The 20298-nt window shown below is 67.6% G+C and carries 17 protein-coding genes; 6 read left to right on the forward strand and 11 right to left on the reverse strand.

The genetic code is table 11. The features are described 5' to 3' along the window. Nucleotides 1-20: 20 nt before the first annotated feature. From ACWKSV_RS12400 to gluQRS, 3 genes are read right to left on the reverse strand one after another with little or no spacing between them, the layout of a single operon-like run. Nucleotides 21-584, reverse strand: coding sequence for a cob(I)yrinic acid a,c-diamide adenosyltransferase (locus ACWKSV_RS12400; protein WP_076714093.1), 564 nt, complete (start codon nucleotides 582-584; stop codon nucleotides 21-23). Between the two features lie 4 nt (nucleotides 585-588). Continuing rightward, nucleotides 589-816 (reverse strand): twin transmembrane helix small protein, encoded by a 228-nt coding sequence (locus tag ACWKSV_RS12405; protein WP_056435854.1) that lies wholly within the window; start codon nucleotides 814-816, stop codon nucleotides 589-591. A gap of 10 nt (nucleotides 817-826) precedes the next feature. Beyond that, nucleotides 827-1678, reverse strand: a complete 852-nt coding sequence (gene gluQRS, locus ACWKSV_RS12410; protein ID WP_076714095.1) for a tRNA glutamyl-Q(34) synthetase GluQRS — start codon at nucleotides 1676-1678, stop codon at nucleotides 827-829. A gap of 110 nt (nucleotides 1679-1788) precedes the next feature. Between gluQRS and ACWKSV_RS12415 the strand changes: the two genes are divergently transcribed. The 5 genes from ACWKSV_RS12415 (at nucleotide 1789) to ACWKSV_RS12435 (ending at nucleotide 7373) form a co-directional block, all read left to right on the forward strand. Next, a complete protein-coding gene (locus ACWKSV_RS12415) occupies nucleotides 1789-2355 on the forward strand; it encodes an HNH endonuclease (protein ID WP_042485172.1) in 567 nt (188 codons plus the stop codon). Nucleotides 2356-2372: 17 nt separating this feature from the next. After that, nucleotides 2373-2831 (forward strand): EF-hand domain-containing protein, encoded by a 459-nt coding sequence (locus tag ACWKSV_RS12420; RefSeq protein ID WP_076714097.1) that lies wholly within the window; start codon nucleotides 2373-2375, stop codon nucleotides 2829-2831. Between the two features lie 77 nt (nucleotides 2832-2908). After that, nucleotides 2909-4168, forward strand: a complete 1260-nt coding sequence (locus ACWKSV_RS12425; protein WP_156884144.1) for a hypothetical protein — start codon at nucleotides 2909-2911, stop codon at nucleotides 4166-4168. Nucleotides 4169-4287: 119 nt separating this feature from the next. Further along, nucleotides 4288-6963, forward strand: coding sequence for a phosphoenolpyruvate carboxylase (gene ppc / locus ACWKSV_RS12430; protein ID WP_076714101.1), 2676 nt, complete (start codon nucleotides 4288-4290; stop codon nucleotides 6961-6963). A gap of 17 nt (nucleotides 6964-6980) precedes the next feature. Then, on the forward strand, nucleotides 6981-7373 hold the full coding sequence (locus tag ACWKSV_RS12435) for an OsmC family protein (RefSeq protein WP_156884145.1): 393 nt from the start codon (nucleotides 6981-6983) through the stop codon (nucleotides 7371-7373). Nucleotides 7374-7415: 42 nt separating this feature from the next. Here the strand turns inward: ACWKSV_RS12435 and ACWKSV_RS12440 are convergent, their stop codons facing one another. The 7 genes from ACWKSV_RS12440 to ACWKSV_RS12470 form a co-directional block, all read right to left on the reverse strand. Continuing rightward, nucleotides 7416-7772 carry a chorismate mutase gene (locus tag ACWKSV_RS12440; protein WP_083706512.1) on the reverse strand — a complete coding sequence of 119 codons (357 nt, stop codon included), beginning with the start codon at nucleotides 7770-7772 and terminating at the stop codon, nucleotides 7416-7418. 132 nt (nucleotides 7773-7904) lie between these two features. Continuing rightward, on the reverse strand, nucleotides 7905-8552 hold the full coding sequence (locus ACWKSV_RS12445; protein WP_076714107.1) for an FMN-binding negative transcriptional regulator: 648 nt from the start codon (nucleotides 8550-8552) through the stop codon (nucleotides 7905-7907). After that, entirely contained in the window at nucleotides 8549-9046 is a 498-nt protein-coding gene (locus ACWKSV_RS12450) for a methylated-DNA--[protein]-cysteine S-methyltransferase (RefSeq protein WP_056435875.1), read from the reverse strand. Before ACWKSV_RS12450 ends, ACWKSV_RS12445 begins: the two co-directional genes overlap by 4 nt. A 50-nt stretch (nucleotides 9047-9096) precedes the next feature. Beyond that, nucleotides 9097-9492 carry an acyl-CoA thioesterase gene (locus ACWKSV_RS12455; RefSeq protein WP_056435878.1) on the reverse strand — a complete coding sequence of 132 codons (396 nt, stop codon included), beginning with the start codon at nucleotides 9490-9492 and terminating at the stop codon, nucleotides 9097-9099. Further along, nucleotides 9489-10094 (reverse strand): DedA family protein, encoded by a 606-nt coding sequence (locus tag ACWKSV_RS12460; protein ID WP_237243470.1) that lies wholly within the window; start codon nucleotides 10092-10094, stop codon nucleotides 9489-9491. Before ACWKSV_RS12460 ends, ACWKSV_RS12455 begins: the two co-directional genes overlap by 4 nt. Beyond that, a complete protein-coding gene (locus tag ACWKSV_RS12465; protein ID WP_076714109.1) occupies nucleotides 10070-12136 on the reverse strand; it encodes a S9 family peptidase in 2067 nt (688 codons plus the stop codon). Before ACWKSV_RS12465 ends, ACWKSV_RS12460 begins: the two co-directional genes overlap by 25 nt. Before the next feature lie 110 nt (nucleotides 12137-12246). Further along, complete coding sequence (locus ACWKSV_RS12470) at nucleotides 12247-13350, reverse strand: glycoside hydrolase family 43 protein (RefSeq protein ID WP_076714110.1); 1104 nt, start codon at nucleotides 13348-13350, stop codon at nucleotides 12247-12249. A 128-nt stretch (nucleotides 13351-13478) separates the two neighbouring features. Here ACWKSV_RS12470 and ACWKSV_RS12475 point away from each other — a divergent pair, with 128 nt between their 5' ends. Further along, nucleotides 13479-15269 (forward strand): aminopeptidase P family protein, encoded by a 1791-nt coding sequence (locus ACWKSV_RS12475; RefSeq protein ID WP_076714112.1) that lies wholly within the window; start codon nucleotides 13479-13481, stop codon nucleotides 15267-15269. A 344-nt stretch (nucleotides 15270-15613) separates the two neighbouring features. Here the strand turns inward: ACWKSV_RS12475 and ACWKSV_RS12480 are convergent, their stop codons facing one another. Beyond that, nucleotides 15614-20227 carry an NAD-glutamate dehydrogenase gene (locus tag ACWKSV_RS12480; RefSeq protein ID WP_076714114.1) on the reverse strand — a complete coding sequence of 1538 codons (4614 nt, stop codon included), beginning with the start codon at nucleotides 20225-20227 and terminating at the stop codon, nucleotides 15614-15616. Nucleotides 20228-20298 lie beyond the last annotated feature (71 nt).

Below are 20298 nucleotides of genomic sequence, written 5' to 3' on the forward strand. Positions count from 1 at the left end.
CGGGAAACGCGGTCGGCCCCTTACCGTACCATGCGTGCCCCTCCTGGAACCCAAAGAACGTCCGATGCGCCGCTTTGGTTCATCGTGCGCGCGGCGACGAAAAGCCAATCCGACAATCGGTTGAGATAGGCGAGCGCGGGCGGGTTGATCGCCTCCTGCCCGGCCAGCGCCACGGCGGCGCGCTCGGCCCGCCGGGCGATGGCGCGCGCCAGATGCAGATGCGCGGACGCCGCGCTGCCGCCGGGCAGGATGAAGCTGGTCAGCGGCGACAGCGACGCATTCATCGCGTCGATCTCCGCCTCCAGCCGCGCGACCTGTTCGGGAATGATGCGAAGCGCCCCCTCCACCTCTTCGGGCGTGGCAAGATCCGCGCCGAGGTCGAACAGGTCGTTCTGAATCATGGTCAGTCGCTCGGTGAGCGGCCCTTCGACCGATAGCAAGGCCACGCCGATCGCGCTGTTCGCCTCGTCCACCTCGCCGATCGCGACCATGCGCGTATCCGCCTTGGAACGGCGCGATCCGTCGACCAGCCCGGTCGTGCCTTCGTCGCCGGTGCGGGTGTAGATTTTCGTCAGCTTGACCAAGGGATCAGGTCCGCCCCGCCATGAACAGCAACAGCACGACCACGGTGATCGCAAGCGCCTGGAAGAAGATACGCTGCTGCATCATCCGGTTGGACTTGAGCTGCGAGGCGGTCGGCCCCTCGCCCTTCGCCTCGGCGGTCGCCTCCTGAAGAAAGGTGATGATGCCGCGCACCAGCGCGACCAAGGTGGCGAGCATCGCCGCGATCAGCAGGATCACGAGAAAAGTGGTCATGCCCTTGAGCTTACGCCTCCCCCAGCCGAAATCCAGCGGGAAGCATATTGCGCCGCAGCGCATCCGCCAGCGCGCGGCCGTCCTCCCCCGCCTCCCGCATCGCCGCCAGGGCGGGCGCACCGTGCCGCTTGGCCAGACGCTGGCCGTCCGTGCCGACGATCAGCGGGTGGTGGTGATAGAGCGGCGTCGGCAGGTCCAGCAGCGCCTGGAGCAATCGGTGGACATGGGTGGCGTCGAACAGATCGACTCCCCGCACTACATCGGTCACGCCCTGCGCCGCATCATCGACCGTCACCGCCAGATGATAGCTGGCGGGGGCATCCTTGCGCGCCAGGATGACGTCGCCATGGGCAAGCGGATGGGCGACGACCTCGCCCGCATATTCGTCCTGCCAGGTCAGCGGCCCGGCACGCTCGACCGCGCGTGCCATGTCCAGCCGCCAGCTGTGCGGCTCGCCCCTCCGCGCGGCGCGCGTCTCGGGCGACACATGGCGGCACGTCCCCGGATAGAGCGGCGTCGCGCCATGCGGCGCGGACAGGCTGGCGGCGATTTCGGCGCGAGTGCAGAAACAGGGATAGAGCAGGTCGGCCAGCCGTGCCTGCGCCGCCGTATAAAGGTCCAGCCGCTGGGACTGGAAGGACAGGTCGTCCCATTCCAGCCCCAGCCATTCCAGGTCGCGCAATATCGCATCGACATGCTCGGGACGACTGCGCGTACCGTCGATATCCTCGATCCGCAGCAGGAAGCGCCCGCCGCCCGCACGCGCCAGATCGAACGCACGCACCGCCGACAGCGCATGGCCCAGATGCAGCCGCCCGGTCGGGCTGGGCGCGAAACGCGTGGTGCGTGGCGCTCCACTCATCGCCCGCCCTCTTGACCGCGATTCCAATAGCATGTTCTCATACGCCCGAGTGTCATAGCCATGTCACGCGCTTGCGCGAATAGCGTCGGCGTACATCGATGGGAGGAGCTGTGTTTCATCCCGATTTGATCCGACACCCGGACAGTTGTCCGGCGCTCGTACTGAATGCGGACTATACGCCGCTGTCCTATTATCCGCTGTCGGTCTGGCCCTGGCAGACCGCGGTGAAGGCCGTGTTCCTCGACCGGGTGGATATCGTCGCCCATTATGAGCGCGAGGTGCGCAGCCCGACCGCCAAGGTCAAGCTGCCCTCGGTCATCGCGCTCAAGCAATTCGTGAAGCCGTCGCAATTCCCGGCCTTCACCCGTTTCAACCTGTTCCTGCGCGACCGCTTCTCCTGCCAATATTGCGGATCGCACCGCGACCTGACCTTCGACCATGTCATCCCGCGCGCGCAAGGGGGGCGGACGACCTGGGAGAATGTCGTCACCGCCTGCGCGCCCTGTAACCTGAAGAAGGGCGGGCGCACCCCACGCCAGGCCGCCATGCCGCTGCATATCGAGCCGATCCGCCCGACAAACTGGCATTTACAGGAACATGGCCGCAGCTTCCCGCCCAATTATCTGCATGAAACATGGCACGACTGGCTCTATTGGGACGTTGAGCTGGAAGCGTAACGAAGCGGGAGTGTCGAATGCGTGGATGGGCAAGGGGCCTGATCAGCCTGGGATTGATGGCACTGGCCGCCACCACGACCGCCTGTGGCAAAGAGGCGGAGAACCGCGCCGAAGCCGACCGCGCCGCCGCCAAGGCGGGCTTCGTTCCGCCCTCCGTCACGTCCCGCGTCGACTTCGGCAGCATGATGGCGCGCCGCTTCCGCGAACTCGACCGCGACGGCAACGACATCATCACCGCCGATGAAATGCCCACGACCAATTCGCGCCTGTGGGAACTGGACCGCAACAAGGACGGCGAGATCACCGAGAGCGAGTTCTTCGAGGGGATGCTGGCACGCTTCGACCGGATGGACCTGAACCGCGACGGCACCGTCACCTCCGAAGAACGCGAGGCATCGCGCACCGAACGACCCGCGACACCCAGCAATCCGGTCGCGACGGGCGCGAACGCGACCCCGCCGGGGAATGCGAACTGACGCCACGGCGCCCGATGCAGAAGCCCTAGGCAGGGCCGACACCTTGCGTCAGATTATGCGGATTGGGGGGCATGATCATGCGCAAGCTATGGATGACGGTGACGCTGATGGCCTGTGCAACCACGCTGTCGGCCCAGGAACCCCAAAAGAAGCCGCCCTTTGCCGATCGCCTGGCGCAGGCCCGATCGCATTTCAGGGTCGACGCGACCGGACTGCACGGCCCAGGCGCCACGACCATCGCCGATGCCGTCACCAAGGCGCGCTATGTGATGATCGGTGAGGATCATCTGTCGCGCGAAATCCCGATGTTCGCGCGCGGTCTATGCCGTCTGATGGCCCCGGACGGGCTGCACGCCTTTGCCGTCGAGACGGGGCCCGAGGCCGCCCGGATCGTCAACGCCCATCTCCGCCGCCCCGATCGCGTCGCGCACCTTACCGCGTTCATGCAGACGCATCCCGATGGCATGGCCTTCCAGAATGGCCGTGACGAAAGCGACATGGCGGCCGATTGCGCCAAGATGGCCGGGCCCGACTTCGCGATCTGGGGCCTGGACCAGGAATTCTTCGGCGCGTCCGGCTTTCTGCTCGAACAGATGCAGGCCGCACACCCCGGCCCCGTCGCCCGCACCGCGATCGCACGGCTGGTCGAGCTCGACCGCGCGGCCAGCCAAAAGGCCATGGCATCGGGATCGGTCGGCGATCTGCTGATCTTCACGATCGGCGAGGCCCAGCTGGCCGACGCGGACGCCGCCATCCGGCGCGACGGCGGGCAGCGGGTTCGCGAGCTGTTCGACAGCCTGGTCGAGACGCGCGCCATCTATCTGGGTCAGAATGACGATGGCTATGCCTCGAACGGACGCCGTGCCCGTCTGATGAAGCGGACGCTGGTGAGGCATCTGGCCGAGGTCCCCAAATCGGCGCGGGTCCTGTTCAAGTTCGGTGATCTCCACGCCGCCAAGGGCGTCAACGGGCTCGACCAGCGAGACCTGGGCAATTTCATCGCCGAACGCGCCGAGGGTGAAGGCGCCGAGTCGCTGCACATCGCGGTCTATGGCGCCAGAGGCGTGCACGCCCTTTACAACGGCGTGGGGCGGCAGGTGCGGACCGAACCCTTCGTCATGACCGACGATGCGGACTATGCCTGGCTGAAGGACGCGCTGGGCGGGCTCGATAGCGGCTCTTCCGAATGGATGCTGGTCGATCTGCGCCAGCTTCGTGCCCATCCACCCAAGGATATGCCGCCGACATGGCGCCAAAAGAGCCTGCAATTCGACCTGCTGGTCGTCGCGCCGACGCTGACCCCGTCGACATTGATGGGATCGCAGGCGGCTCCTTAGCCCTGACCAACCTTAGGTCGAGGCGTAATATCCCGTAATTGCCACACCTCGATATTATACCAAAATTACCCTGCGCAATCGGTTGACGCCTGCCCTATTGCGTTGCAGCAATAGCGCCCATGACGACCTTGCCTCCGATCGCCAACAATGCCGATATCCGCTTCCTGGGCGCCCAGCTCGGCGATGTGATCCGCCGTTATGGCGGCGACGCGCTGTTCGAGGCGACCGAGGCGATCCGGCGCGCCTCGGTCGATCGCTATCGTGGGCTGGGCGAGGACGGGTCGGTCGACCTGCAACTGGAGAAACTCGCCCTCGACGAGACACTGGATTTCGTGCGCGGCTTCATGCTGTTCTCGATGCTCGCCAATCTGGCCGAGGACCGGCAGGGCATTGCGCGGGAGCCGGGCACGGACATTGCCGAGGTGCTGGCGACGCTGTCCGAACAGGGTATCGACCGCGAGGCCGCGATGGAGCTGCTGGCGCAGGCGCTGGTCGTCCCGGTACTGACCGCGCACCCGACCGAGGTGCGGCGCAAGAGTATGATCGACCACCGCAACCGCATCGCCGAACTGCTGGCGATGCGCGATGCGGGCCGTGACGTCACGCCCGATGGCGACGATGTGGACGCGGCGATCGGCCGCCAGATCGCACTTCTCTGGCAGACGCGCGTGCTGCGCCGCGAGCGGCTCTACGTCACCGACGAAGTCGAGACGGCGCTGTCGTACCTGCGCGACGTGTTCCTGCCGGTACTGCCCGCTTTGTACCAGCGCTGGGACAAGGCGTTCGAGGCGCGCGTGCCCGCTTTCTTACGCCCCGGTTCGTGGATCGGCGGCGACCGCGACGGCAATCCCTTCGTCACCGCCGAGTCGCTGACCACCGCGCTCGCGCAAGCCGCCGACGCGGTGCTGACCCATTATTGCGAGGGCGTCCACGCGCTGGGCGCCGAGCTGTCGATCTCGACCGGCCATGTGCAGGTGGACGAGGCGGTGCTGGCGCTGGCCGATGCCAGCGGCGACGACGCGCTGAGCCGCTCGGACGAGCCCTATCGCCGCGCGCTGTCGGGCATTTATGCGCGGCTTTCGGCCACGCATCAGAAGCTGACCGGCAAGACCCCGCCGCGCCCCGGCCGCCTGACCGGCGAACCCTATCCCGACCCGAAGGCGCTCCGCACCGATCTGGTCGCGATCGCGCGGGGGCTGGCCGCACAGGGCGACGGGGCGCTGGCCAGCGGCGGCGCGCTCGGGCGGCTGATCCGCGCGGTCGAGACGTTCGGCTTCCACCTCGCCACGCTCGACCTGCGGCAGAATTCGGCGGTGCATGAACGCGTCGTCGCCGAACTGCTGAAGGTGGCGGGCGTCGAGGCGGACTATCTGGCCCTGGACGAGGAGGCGCGTGTCGCGCTGCTCCGTCGCGAACTGGCCAATGCCCGGCCGCTGTTCAGCCATTATGCCGACTATTCGGACGAGACCCGCTCCGAACTGGCGATCGTCCAGGCCGCCGCCGATGCCCATGCCACCTATGGGCCGAAGTGCATCACCAACTATATCGTCTCGATGGGCAAGTCGGTGTCCGACCTGCTCGAAATCAACCTGATGCTGAAGGAGTTCGGCCTCTACCGCCCCGGCGAGCCCGCCACCGCCGCAATCATGGCGGTACCGCTGTTCGAGACGATCGAGGATCTGGAGGCAGGCCCCGAGATCATGCGCGCCTATTTCGCGCTGCCGGAGATTGCCGCGATCGTCCGCGCGCGGGGCCATCAGGAGGTGATGATCGGCTATTCGGACTCGAACAAGGATGGCGGCTATCTGACCTCCACCTGGTCGCTGTCCAAGGCGTCGAGCGCGTTCCGCCCGGTCTTCGACGAACTGGGCGTCAGGATGCAGCTGTTCCACGGGCGCGGCGGCGCGGTCGGGCGCGGCGGCGGCAGCGCCTTTGCCGCGATCCGTGCCCAGCCGCATGGCACGGTGCAGGGCCGCATCCGCATCACCGAACAGGGCGAGGTGATCGCGGGCAAATACGGCACGCGCGATTCGGCACTGACCAATTTGGAAGCCATGGCGTCGGCGACGTTGCTCGCCAGCCTGGAGCCGGACCGGCTGTCGGCGGCGGACACAGCGCGCTTTACCGCCGCGATGGAGGAACTGTCGGCGACCGCCTTCTCCACCTATCGCGGGCTGGTCTATGGCACCGAGGGTTTCCGTACCTTCTTCCGCCAGATGACCCCCATCGCGGAAATCGCGGGCCTGAAGATCGGCAGCCGCCCGGCCAGCCGCAAGAAGTCCGACGCGATCGAGGATCTGCGCGCCATTCCCTGGGTGTTCAGCTGGGCACAGGCCCGCGTCATGCTGCCGGGCTGGTACGGCGTCGGCACCGCGATCGCGAATTTCGAGGACAAGGCGCTGCTCGCCGAGATGGCGAAACACTGGCCCTTCTTCGCGGCCACGCTGGCCAATATGGAGATGGTGCTGGCCAAGTCCGACATCGGCATTGCGCGGCGCTATGCGGGGCTGGTCGAGGACGAAGCCCTGCGCGATGCGATCTTCGGGCGAATCCATGACGGCTGGCACCGCGCGCGCGACGGCCTGCTGACCGTCACCGGCCAGACACGCCTGCTGTCCGACAATCCGGCACTGGAGGCGTCGATCCGCCTGCGCCTGCCCTATATCGAGCCGCTCAACCTGCTCCAGATCGAACTCATGAAGCGCCACCGCGCGGGCGAGGACGATCCACGCATCGGCGAGGGCATATTGCTGTCGATCAACGGCATCGCCACGGCGTTGCGCAACAGCGGCTAAGCGCGGTGGCGGATTTCGTGATTCATTACGAGGGCGGCCTGCGCTGTCATGTCGCCCATCCCGATAATGGCGCGGTGCTGGTCATGGACGCGTCGCAGGAACTGGGCGGGCGCGGCGAGAATTTCTCGCCCAGCGACCTGCTGTCGGTGTCGCTGGGCGGCTGCGTGCTGAGCATTATGGCGATGGCGGGCCGCGTCGCCGGACTGGAACTGGCGGGCGCGACGGCGACCGTGACCAAGCAGATGGGCAATGCGCCACGCCGGATCACCACGCTGGGCGTCACGGTCCGGGTGCCGGGGCGATATGATACGGCGCAGCGCAAGCGACTGGAGGCGGCAGCGGCCGCATGCCCGGTTCATGCGGTACTGGGAATCGACGCGCCGATCGCGATCATGTGGGACGAGGACTGACTTTCGCAATCCTCCCTGCAAAGGGGAGGAAGAGGCTCGAACCTACCGCCTCTTCTGCCGCGCTTCCTCCGCCGTGAACCCCTCGATCATCGCGCGGAAGGTCGCTTCCGCCACTTCCGGGCTTACCCCCTGCGTCACGGCCTTTTCCCGGATGCGCGTCAGAATTTGCCGAATCCGCGCCTCGTCCCGCACGGTCGCGGCTGAGGACTTGAAGCGCCCGGCCTGCGCCACATAGCGCGACCGCTCGGCCATCAGGCGCAGGATCTGGTCGTCGATCCGGTCGATGTTGGCACGCACTTCGCCCAGAGTCCGGCAGCAGGGCGTGGCAGGCACCTCTGCCGGGGCGGGCGCGGATAGCAGGATGGCGAAAAGCGTGGAGCAAACGGGCAACAGGCGCATCCGGAGTCTCCGACATGGACGGATATCCGGCCCGGTAGGGCCGCATTTCTCCCGCCACCAGTGACATCGCCGTCACGTTGCGGTGATCCGATTCCTCCCCTTCCAGGGGAGGAATGAGTCGGATGATCCGCCTTACCCCGCCCGGTCGCGCTCGGCCTGTTCCATCACGGCCGCCATCGCCCGGTCACCAGGCACGTCCGATGCCGCCAGTCCGGCGATCACGCCGCGCCGATTGGGCTCGGGGTGATGCTGGGCGGTCTTCCACACGCCCTCCAGCCGGGCGACGCGCAGGGTCAGGCCGACGATGCCCCGCTGCAAGCCATGGATGAAATCCACAGGCGCATCGTCCATCGACCAGGGTTCTGCCCGGCCCGCTTCCCGCGTCTCCGTCAGGCGCGCCAGATGGGCCGCCAGCCATTCGGGATCGCGCGTGACGGACAGGACCCCATGCGCCTGTACCACCACATAATTCCAGGTCGGCACGACCTTTCCATGCTCGCGCTTGGTCGGATACCAGCCGGGATGGACATAGGCATGCGGCCCCTGGAAGATCGCCAGCGCCGCCGTACCGCCCTCGGCCAGCCGCCAGACCGGATTGGCGAGCGCCACATGCCCTTCCAGGATCAGCGCCCCGCCATCGCGCGTCGCGATCATCGGCAACGAAACCGCCTCGGGCACGTCATCACGCACCACCACCAGCGAAGCGAGGCCGATTTCCGCCACGGCCTTCAACAGCACCTCTTCCCGCGTCTCGCGAAAGGCACGCGGCGGATAGCTCATGCCAGCGCCAGCGCCGGCTCACCACGTTCGTGTGCGAGCAGCCATTGTTTGACCGCCAGTCCACCCGCAAAGCCGGTGAGCGTGCCGTTCGCGCCGATCACCCGGTGGCAGGGCGTCACGATCGACAGGGGGTTGCGCCCGTTCGCCGCTCCGACCGCGCGCGATGCCCCCGGCCGCCCGATCGCGGTGGCGAGCGCGGCGTAGCTGCGCGTCTCGCCATAGGGAATGGCGTTCAAGCCGGTCCACACCGCCTTTTGAAAATCGGTGCCGACGGGATCGAGCGGCAGGTCGAACACGCGGCGCTCCCCCGCGAAATATTCGGTCAGCTGGCACATCGCCTCCGTCAGGATCGCGTGCGCCGGATCGCCCTGTCGTTCGGGCAGCTTCACCCGCCCGGCCCGCTCCTCGGTCCACAGGACGGCGCGCAGGCCCTGCTCGCTCGCCACGAGGGTCAGCTCGCCCACCGGCGAGGCCATGGTGCATTGGCTCAACATGGGCGCGACCTTAGCGCAGGGACGTGTCCGAAGCGTCCCGCTTCTTGCGGTCAAAGCTGAAAGAAGGGTGCGGCGATCTCGGGCGTGACGCGCAGCAACCGGCCGGTGGCGCGGTCGATCAACGCCCAGGTCGTCACCGCCTCCACCTTCACCCGGCCTTCGGCATCCAGAAAGCGGACATGCCGGTCGAAGCGCGCGCCCTTGGGCGGGTCCGGCACCCAGGTTTCGGCGGCCACCGTCTCGCCCGCCACGACATTGCCGCGATAGTCGATCTCGTGCCGCGTCACGACCCAGACATGGGCGGCGGCATGTTCGGGGGGCACGACCGATTCCCAATGCGCGCCCGCAATCGCCTGAATCCACTGGACCCAGACGGCGTTGTTCACATGGCCCAGCTCGTCGATATGATCGGGCTGGGCGGTGAAGGTCATGGTGAAGCGGCTCATGCCTGTTCGTCCGTTTCCCTGTATCGCAACCACAGCGCGCGGACGCCCCAGCCGATCGCGGCGGCGACCATCACCAGCCCGGCCGCCATCAAGATGTGCGGCAGTGTCGGGCGATAGCGCGCGGCGAGTTCGTGAAACGCCTCACCGAACAGATAACCGATGCCGGTGAAGATCGCTGCCCAGCACAAGGCGGATGCGGCATTGACCGCGACGAACAGCCGGGTCGACACATGGCTGGTGCCCAGCGCCACCGGGCTGATCGTGCGCAGGCCATAGAGAAAGCGGAAGGCGAAGATGAAGCCGACCGGGTAACGCTCCATCAGCTTCGTGACGCGCGTATAGCCCCGCCGCTTGCGCAACTTGCCCACCCAGCGCCCGTCGCGCGCCCGCCGGCCGATGGTGAAGAAGACCTGGTCCGCCAGGAACGACCCGATCGCCGCAGCGAGAAAGGCGGCGGGCCAGCCGATCAGCCCCTGATGCGACAGGATGCCCCCCGTCACGACCGCCGTCTCGCCCTCCAGCCCGGCGCCGAGCGCGATGGCCGCGACGCCGTAGCGCGCGACGATCGCCTCTATGCTCAGGATTCGACTCCCATCTGCCACAGGATGAAGGCGTGCTCTTCCGCGCCCTCGCGCAGGCTCTCGAACCGGCCCGACTTGCCACCATGCCCGGCGCCCATATTGGTCTTGAGCAGCAGCAGATGGTCGTCGGTCTTGGTCGCGCGCAGCCGGGCGGCCCATTTGGCGGGCTCCCAATAGGTCACGCGCGGATCGTTCAGCCCGCCCGAGATAAACATCGGGGGATAAGCCTGCGCCTTCACATTGTCATAGGGGCTGTAGCTGCGGATCAGCTCGAACGCCGCCTTGTCCTCGATCGGGTTGCCCCATTCGGGCCACTCGCCCGGCGTCAGCGGCAGTTCGGCATCCATCATCGTGTTGAGCACGTCGACGAAGGGCACATCGGCGATCACCGCGCCCCACAGCTCGGGATCGGAATTGACCACCGCACCCATCAGCTCGCCGCCCGCCGAACGGCCTGCGATGGCGATCTGGCCCGCCTGGGTCCAACCGCCCTCGATCAGCCCCTTCGCCACGTCGACGAAATCGTGGAAGGTGTTGGTCCGCTTTTCCAGCTTGCCGTCCAGATACCATTGCTGGCCCAGATCGTCGCCGCCGCGGATATGCGCGATGGCATAGGCGAAGCCGCGGTCGAGCAGGCTCATGCGGCCCGTCGAAAAGCCGGGCGGGATGGCATAGCCATAGGCGCCGTACGCATAGAGGAACAGCTTGCCCGATCCGTCGCGCGGAAAGTCCTTGGGATAGACGATCGACACCGGCACCATCGTCCCGTCGCGCGCGGCGATCTTCAGCCGCTCGGTCCGGTATTTGTCGCCGTCATAGCCCGAGGGGATTTCCTGCACCTTTAGCACGGTCAACCCGCCGGTCGCGACGTCGTAATCATAGACGGTGCCCGGCGTGACCATGGATTCGTAACCCAGCCGCAGGACCGAGACGTCATATTCTGGATTGTCTCCCAGGCCCGCCGTATAGCTCGCCTCGGGAAAGTCGATCCGCTGGGGTATGGTCGGCGTGTCGTAGCGGTGGATGGCGATGCGGTCCAAGCCGTCCTCGCGCCCCTCGACCACGAAGAAGTCCTTATAGCACTCCACCCCGGTCATGTAGAAATGCGGGTCCGGCCCGATCAGCTCATGCCAGTCGCCGGGATTGTCGATCGAGGCGGTGCAGAGGCGGAATTGCGGGTCCACATCGTTAGTGTGGATGAACAGCGTGCCGTCATGCTCGTCCACGTCATATTCGCGGCCCTCCTTGCGAGGGGCGACCAGGATCGGTTCGGCGAAGACATTGTCGGCAGGCAGCAGCCGCACCTCGCTGGTGACATGGTCGCCGGTCGCGATCACGATCCAGTTGCGCGCGGAGGTTTCGGCGACGGCGACGCGGTAACCCTCGTCATCCTCATGGAACAGCTCGACATCTTCGGCGACATCGGTGCCCAGCTTGTGGAAGCGCGCATTGTCGGTGCGCCACTGCGCATTCGCCACGCCGTAGAGGAAGCCGCTATCGTCGGCGACCCAGACGATCTCCGACAACATGCCGGGAATGACCTCGGGCAAATGCTCGCCGGTGGTCAGATCCTTGATCCGCACCTCGAACCGTTCGGAGCCATTGTCGTCGATCGCATAGGCGAGGTAGCGGCCATTGTTGCTGATCGAGAAGGCGCCCAGCCGGAAATATTCCTTGCCCTCGGCCAGCGCCGGTTCGTCGAGCAGCAGCTCGTCCGGACCGCCCGCCACCGGCTTGCGCCACCATTTGCGATATTGCCCGCCGGTCTCGAACCCGGTCCAGTAGAGCCAGTCGCCATCCTTTTGCGGGACCGAGGATTCGTCCTCCTTGATCCGCCCCTTCATCTCTTCGTACAGCCGGTCGATCAGCGGCTGGCGCGGCGCCATGACCGCGTCGAAATAGGCGTTCTCCGCTTCGACATAGGCGAGGACGTCCTTGTCCTCGACCTCCGGATAGGCGGGGTCCTTCAGCCAGGCATAGGGGTCGGTGATGGTGATCCCGTGCGCGGTGAAGCTGTGCGGGCGGGTCTCGGCAATGGGCGGCGTCGGCGCGGGTTCGGTCATCGCCCGGATGTAGCTAGGGTTACGCCCCGCCGGAAGGGGTGGAGGGCGGATTCTCCCAGCCTCCCCTCAGCCTCCCCCCAATAGCCGTTCACGCTGAGCGGAGGGTCGGGTTACTTCGCCTTCCACCCATCCGCCAGCGTCCAGCGATCCCGCCAGCGCAGCACCGGCGTCTCGCCCTCCCATTCCACCGGCAGCCAGACATAGCGTCCGTCGATCGCATTTTCGGGCCGCCAGCGGTCCGCCATGAAGATGAAGCGCGGCTCCGCCCCCGGACGCGCGGGCGGCAGCGGCAGGACGAAGGTGGATTGCGAATGAAAGGTCGTCTTCTGGTCCACCTCGCTCCCGCGCACCGGATTGCCCAGCGAGCGCCACGGCCCTGTCACCTTGTCCGCGACATAGACCCGCCCCGGATTGGGCCGCCAGCCGGTAAGCCCCGAGGCGAACATGTAGTAGCGCCCCTTGGCCTTGAAGAGCGCGGGCGCCTCGTTCCCGCCATCGGGCAGCGCACGGACATAATAGCCGTCATGCCTGGTCCAGTCGGGCGTCAGCCGTGCGATCTGGAGCGTGGCATTCTCTTCCGAGGCATAGACATGCCAGGCGGTGTCGCCGTCGACGAAGACCGTCATGTCGCGCGCCATCTGCCCGCCGGGCATGTCCTGGGCCAGCTTGGTGTCCGGTGCCTTGTCCTCTGCGGTCGCATTGGCGGGCCAGATACCCGGATTGACTCGGCCCGCGCGCAGGAAGCGGAACGGTCCCTGCGGCCGGTCGGCGACCGCGACGCCCGCCTGCGCCGCGCCGTAGCCCTTGCCGCGCAGCTCCAGATGGAACCACATCACGAATTTCCGAGTGCGCGGATTATAGACGACCTTGGGCCGCTCCAGGATGCAGTCGCGCGCGATCGGACTATCGAGGTCGTCCGAGACCGCCAGCGCCACCCCCTCGTCGCGCCAGTTCACCAGGTCGGCCGAGCTATAGGCATGGACGCCGACTTGCGCGCGATTGCCCGCGTCTCCGGCCGTCTTGTGCTCGCCATGCCACCACCAGCGTCCGCCATGGCGCAGCAGGCCGCCGCCATGCGCATTGATCGCGACGCCGTTCGTGTCGTTCCACACTTCGCCGGGCCGGAACCCATCCGGTCCTGCCGTCTGCGCGGCCTTGCCCATCAGCGCCACTGCGCCCGCCCCTGCCAAAACACCCCGCCGGTCGATCATCATTCCAACCTCCCATCTCCTCTCTCAAGGATCGTATATGGTCTGACAAATTCGACAAGCCCCCGTGAGGCTCGACGCTGTGCGGGCGGAGGGCTAGACCGACCGCGTTTCCATTGCTGTCAGGCTGTTCCATGTCCCATTCCGCCCGCCTTGCCGCCCTTCGTGCCGAACTGGCCGCCCAGGGGCTCGACGGTTTCGTCGTGCCGCTGACCGACGAGCATATGAGCGAATATGTCGGCGACTATGCACAGCGGCTGGGCTGGCTGACCGGCTTTGGCGGGTCGGCGGGGTCGGCCGTCGTGCTTGGCGACAAGGCGGCGATCTTTACCGACGGGCGCTACACGTTGCAGGTGCGCGAGCAGGTGTCGGGCGAGGACTATGCCTATATCCCGGTGCCGCAGGACAGCGTCGCGGGCTGGCTGGGTCGCGAGACGGCGGCGGGGCAGCGGATCGGGTACGACCCGTGGCTGCACACGCGCCAGCAGGTCGCGGACATGGCCGCCGCGCTGGCCGATCGCGACGCCGAACTGGTCGCCGTCACCGCCAACCCGATCGACGCGGTATGGACCGACCGCCCCGCCCCCTCACCTGCCGTGCTCACCGTGCAGGACGATGCGGTGGCGGGCGAAAGCTCGGCCGCCAAGCGCGCGCGGATCGGCGAATGGCTGGCCGAGCAGCGCGCCGATGCGGTGGTGCTGTCGGCGCTCGATTCCATCGCCTGGGCGCTGAACGTGCGCGGCTCCGATGTCGCGCATACGCCGGTCGCGCTCTCCTATGCCATCGTCCATGCGGACGGCGAGACCGACCTGTTCGTGGCACCCGAGAAGATCACGCCCGAAGTGCGCGCGCATCTGGGCAATGCCGTCCGGCTGCACGAGCGTTCGGCGTTCGAGGGCTATCTGACCGGCTTTGGGGGCAAGCGCGTGGTCGCCGATCCCGAGCGCGCGGTCGCCGCCATTGCGCAGGCATTGGAAGCAGGCGGGGCCAAGGTGCTGGCGCTCCGCGATCCGGTCGTGCTGACCAAGGCGATCAAGAACCCCGCCGAGGTCGCCGGGCACCGCGCCGCCTCGGTGCGTGACGGAGCGGCGATGGTGAAGTTTTTGCGCTGGGTCGAGAGCGAATGCCCCAAGGGCGGACAGACCGAATTGTCCGCCGCCGCGCGGTTGCTGGCCTGTCGCGAGGCGACCGGGTTGCTGAAGGACACCAGCTTCTCGACCATCTCGGCGACCGGCGCGCATGGCGCGAGCCCGCATTATCATGTCACCGAGGAATCGAACGCGGCCATCGAATTGGGTCAGCTGTTCCTGATCGACTCGGGCGGGCAATATCAGGACGGCACCACCGACATCACCCGCGTCATGCCGATCGGTGAGCCTCGCGACGAGATGCGTGATCGCTTCACCCGCGTGCTGAAGGGGCATATCGGCCTCGCCACCGCCGTCTTCCCGGACGGAACCCTGGGCGGGCATCTGGACTCGCTGGCGCGGCGGCCGCTCTGGGAGGTCGGGCTGGATTATGCGCATGGCACCGGGCACGGCGTCGGCGCGTACCTGTCGGTGCATGAGGGGCCGCAGCGTATCGCCGCGCCCAACTATCCCGGCGGCGCGGCGATGGAGCCGCTGCGCGCGGGCATGATGCTGTCCAACGAGCCGGGTTATTACAAGGCGGGCGAGTACGGCATCCGCATCGAAAACCTCGTGCTGGTCGAACCGCGCGCCATCGCGGGCGCGGACCGCGACATGCTGGGCTTCGAGACGCTGACTCTGTGCCCGATCGAGCGGACGCTGATCGTTTCCGAACTGCTGACCGCGACGGAGCGGGACTGGCTCAACGCCTATCATGCGCGGGTGGCGCAGGTTCTGGCGCCGGAGCTGGAGGGGGCGGATCGCGACTGGTTGCTGGAGAAATGTGCGGCGATCTGATTTTTCACGCGAAGCCGCGAGGACGTGAAGAAGAAGGAAGAAGGTTGGTTCGCGCGGAGGCGCGGAGACGCGGAGGTGTCTCGCCTGCCGCGCCAGCAGCCCTCTTATCACGGGCGCTGACGAATGGAGGGCGCTGCGCGCGGCAATTCCTCTCTGCGTCCTCTGCGCCTCTGCGCGAACAAACCTTCTTCTCCGCGCCTCCGCGTCTCCGCGCGAACATCACTTCTTCGCGCCATCGCGGCTTCGCGTGAACAAAAACGCCGCGCGGGAGGGGCCTCCCACGCGGCGTTTTGCGCGCCTCATACGGCACAGGAACTGGTCCCCGGCCTTCGCCGGGGAACAGATCAGCGACCCAGCAGCACCCGCGCCTGGCCCGCGATTTGGGCCAGCATCGCGGCGTTGGGCTGAGCGGCCAGGCGGGCCCGGTCGATCACCGCCTTGAACTGGCCGACGCGCGCGGCATTGCGCTCCAGCCAGGCCTCGACCGCTGCTTCGGGGTCGGTCGCGCCCGCACGGCCCAGGAAGTCCAGCCGTTGCTGCTGGAAATCGCGCGCGAGGCCAGCGATCAGCAGACGCTCCCACGGATCGCTGGGGTTGATCCGCGCCGCCTGGCCCTGCGCCCAGTCGAGGCCCAGCGCCTGACCCAAGCGGGTGAAGGCATGGGTCAACCGCGTCTCGTCGAGCGACAGCCGCTGGCCCAGATCGGCCAGCCCCACGGCACCGTCGAGTTCGGACACGCGCACCACCCGCGCCGCAAGGTCGGCGGGCGCGCCCGCCTCTTCCAGCGCAGCGACGACGCGGGCACTCTGCGCCTTGGCCTCGTCGCGCAGCAGTGCGGGCGTTTCCGCCGCCAGCCGCGCGATACCCGGCTGCAACCGCTCCAGCGCCGCGCCGGGCGAGGTGCCCGCCGGCATGGAGCGCAGCAGGTCGGCGATCTGCGACCGCGTCGCGCGCGCCACCTCGTCGAACAGCGCGATACGCGCGGCTTCGGGCATCGCCGCCGTTTCGATCGCGGTCCATAGGACAGGCAGGTCGAACAGCCGCTCGACCACGACGAACATCGCCGCGATATCGGCCATCGCCGCGCCTTCCTCTTCCGCCAGTTCGAACGGGTGGAGGATGCCCATCCGGTTGACGATCCGGTTGGCCAGCTTGGTCGCGACAATCTCACCGCGCAGGCGATGCTGGTCGATGGCCTCGCCGAAGGCCTCCTGCATCGCGGGCGGGAAGGCGGCGCGCAGATCGGGGAGCAGTTCGTCGTCCAGCGCCAGCGGGCTGGTCTCGATCGCGTCCTGCAAGGTCAGCTTGGCCGTCGCCAGCAGCACCGCGAGTTCGGGCCGGGTCAGCGATATGCCGTCCTGCCCGCGCCGCAGCAGCACGTCGTTGCTGCCCAGCCCCTCGACCGCGCGGTCGAGCCGCCCGGCGCTCTCGAAGATTTCGATGACGCGGACATAGCTCGGCATCGCGCCCGCGCCGTCCGCCTCGGCGATCGACAGGCCCAAAGTCTGGAGGCGGTTATCCTCCAGCACCAAATGCGCCACGTCATCGGTCATCGAGGCGAGCAGCGTGTTGCGATCGCCCTCTGCCAGACGGCCCTCGATCATCTCGCGGTTGAGCGCGATCTTGATGTTGACCTCGTTGTCCGAACAGTCGACGCCCGCCGAATTGTCGATGAAGTCGGTGTTGATCCGCCCGCCCCGCTCGGCAAAGGCGATGCGCGCGGCCTGGGTCACGCCCAGATTGGCGCCCTCACCGATCGCGATGACGCGCAGGTCCTCGGCATCGACGCGCAAGCGGTCATTGGCGGGGTCGCCGACCTGGACGTTATTCTCCGCCGCCGCCTTGATGTAGGTCCCGATGCCGCCGAACCAGAGCAGGTCGGCCGGGGCCTTCAGGATCGCCGAGATCAAAGCCGCCGGCTCCAGCGAGGTGGCGGTGATGCCCAGCGCCTCACGGATTTCGTCCGACAGCGGGATGGTCTTGGCCGAACGCGGGAAGACGCCGCCGCCGGGCGAGATCAGGCTGGTGTCGTAATCCGCCCAGCTCGACCGGGGGAGCGCGAACATGCGCGCGCGCTCGTCCCAACTCGTGGCGGGATCGGGATTGGGATCGAGGAAGATGTGGCGATGGTCGAACGCGGCGACCAGCTTGATCGCCTTGGACAGCAGCATGCCGTTGCCGAACACGTCGCCCGACATGTCGCCGCAACCGACGACGCGGATCGGCTGGCTCTGCACGTCCACGCCCCGCTCGGCGAAGTGGCGCTGGACCGAGACCCAGGCCCCCTTGGCGGTGATGCCCATCGCCTTGTGGTCGTAACCCTGGCTGCCCCCGGAGGCGAAGGCGTCGCCCAGCCAGAAGCCGCGCTCCAGCGCCAGCGCATTGGCGACGTCGGAGAAGGTCGCGGTGCCCTTGTCGGCGGCGACCACGAAATAGGGGTCTTCACCGTCCAGCACGCGCACGCCGTCGGGGTGCACCACCGCCCCCTCGACGATATTGTCGGTGATCGACAGCAGCGCGCGGATGAACACGCGGTAGCTTTCCTTGCCCTCGGCGGCCCAGCCGTCACGGTCGGTGACCGGCGACGGCAGCTGCTTCGGGTAGAAACCGCCCTTGGCTCCGGTCGGTACGATGACCGCGTTCTTCACCCGCTGCGCCTTCATCAGGCCCAGAATCTCGGTGCGGAAGTCGTCGCGGCGATCCGACCAGCGAAGGCCGCCACGCGCAACGGGTCCGGCGCGCAGATGGATGCCCTCGACGCGGGGGGAATAGACCCAGATTTCGCGCCACGGCAGGGGCGCGGGCAGACCCGGAATCTTGTGGCTGTCCAGCTTGAAGGCCAGCGCCTCCCTGCCCGCCTCGGCAAAGGCGTTGGTGCGCAGCGTGGCGGCGATCATGTCGCGGAAGCTGCGCAGGATACGGTCGTCGTCGATCGCCGACACCGCATCCAGCCCGGCCGCGATGGCGGCATCGGCGGCGGCGATATCGCCCTGCGCCTTCGGGTCATGCGCCGCCGTGAACCGCTCGATCAGCGCGGTCGCCAGCTTGGGGGCGCGGCGCAGCGCATCGACCACGGTGGTCAGCCCATAAGGGAGCCCCGCCTGGCGCAGATAGCGGAACCAGGCGCGGAACAGCACCACCGCCTGCGGGCTCAATCCCACATCGACGATCAGGCGGTTGAACGCGTCATTCTCCGCCTTGCCCTCCAGCACGGCGGCGATCGCCCCCTCCAGCACTGCCGCGCCCTTGGGCTCGGTGGTCGCCTCGGTCTCGACGATGAAGTCGTGGACGAAGGGATCGGCCTCGTCGCGCAGCCGCGTCGGCAGCTCGCCGATCACGCGGAAGCCGAAATTCTCCAGCACCGGCACCGCGTCCGACAAGGGCAGCGCGCCGTTCAGCTTGTAGATTTTCAGCTGGCGATCCTGCCCCGGCTGGACCGGGAAGAGGCGGACCGAACGGCTCGATTCATTCTCCAGCGACGACAGGCGCAGAATGTCCGCCGCCGCTTCCGCCGCATCGCTGACATTGCGGTAATTGGTCGGGAAGCCATTGGCCCAGCGCAGCGCGAGGCGCGCGGCCCGCGGGGCGGGCACCTGCTCGGCCAGCGCCGCCTCGACATCGGGCATCCAGCCACGCACCATCTTGCGCAGCCGCTCGGACAGCGCCGCCGTATCGGGCAGCCGGCCGTCCTGGCGCAGGTCGATCGTATAGCGGATCAGCGCCACGACGCCGTCCTCCAGCGCGATCGACCAGTTGAGCAGCGAGCCGTTCGCCGCCTCGCCCAGCATCTCGCCGATCGCCACGCGCCGCGCGGTGGTCAGCTCGTCGCGGGGCAGCCAGACAAAGGCGAACAGATGCCGCTGCAAGACCGAGCGGATCAGCACCAGCTCGGGGCGCGGACGGTCGGCCAGCGACATGGCGGTCAGCGCCAGCTGCTCCAGCGCCTCGGCCGGGAAGGCGGTGACAAGGTCATGCGGCAGCGCGGTCAGCGCATGGGTCAGCGCCTTGCCGGTATGGCCGCGCGGGTCGAAACCGAACTTGGCCTGAAGCGCGGCCAGGCGCGTACGCAGCACCGGCACCTCATGCGGCGGGCTGGCCAGCGCGGCGCTGGTCCACAGGCCCGCGTGAATGGAAAGGCCGACGACGCGGCCCCCTTCCATCACCGGGACCAGCACCAGGTCGAGCGGCACCGCGCGGTGCACGGTCGAGATCGCATTGGACTTGAGCAGCAGCGGCGCCGCGCCACCCTCGGCGAAATAGTCGAGTGCGCGCTGGCGCGACGTCTCGGCCAGCAGCGGCACCTTGTGCGGCGTCCGCGCGACGCCCAGCGCGGGCGCGTCGCGGCCATCCTCATACCATTTCTCATGGCCCAGTAGCGTCAGCTTGCCGCCCAGGAACCACAGGAGAAGCGCCGCGCCCTCGCCATTCTTCTCGCCCAGCGTCGTCGCATCGGCGGCCAGCGCGTCCTGCAACCCCGACCAGTCGGCCACCGCGGCGCGGACATCGGCCAGCACCGCGCGCAGATCGTCGACCAGCCCGCGCCGGTCACGCGCATCGGCGCGTTCCATTTCCAGATAGATAAAGGATTCGGACTTTCCGCCCGTGCCGATCGCCAGAAGCTGTCCCTCGGCATCGCGGGTCACGGGCAGGACGGGGTGGATCACGCGGTCGATCGCAATGCCGTCCGCGCCGACCATCGCCGCGATCGAATCGACCAGGAAGGGCATGTCGTCATTGACGATGGCGAGACGCATCCGGCGGTGCGTGTCGTCGCCCGACATCGGCTCCAGCGCGATCGACGGTTCTCCCGGCGAGCGCTGTTGCGCCACGCCCGCGACGAAGGCCGCCGCAGCAGCCACCTCCGCGGGGCCGAACCCCTGCAACTCCGCCGGAAGGGCGCCCTGGGTCAGCCGCGCGGCAATCGCGTCGGCCATCGGATGCGACATATTCGGTGCCATGATGCCAAGTCCTAGGCCGGGCTCTCGCGGTGCTCAACCCTTTGCCGCGAGAGAAAAGATGTTGCGCCGCA

The sequence above is a fragment of the Sphingomonas sp. SphC10 genome (assembly GCF_057004845.1).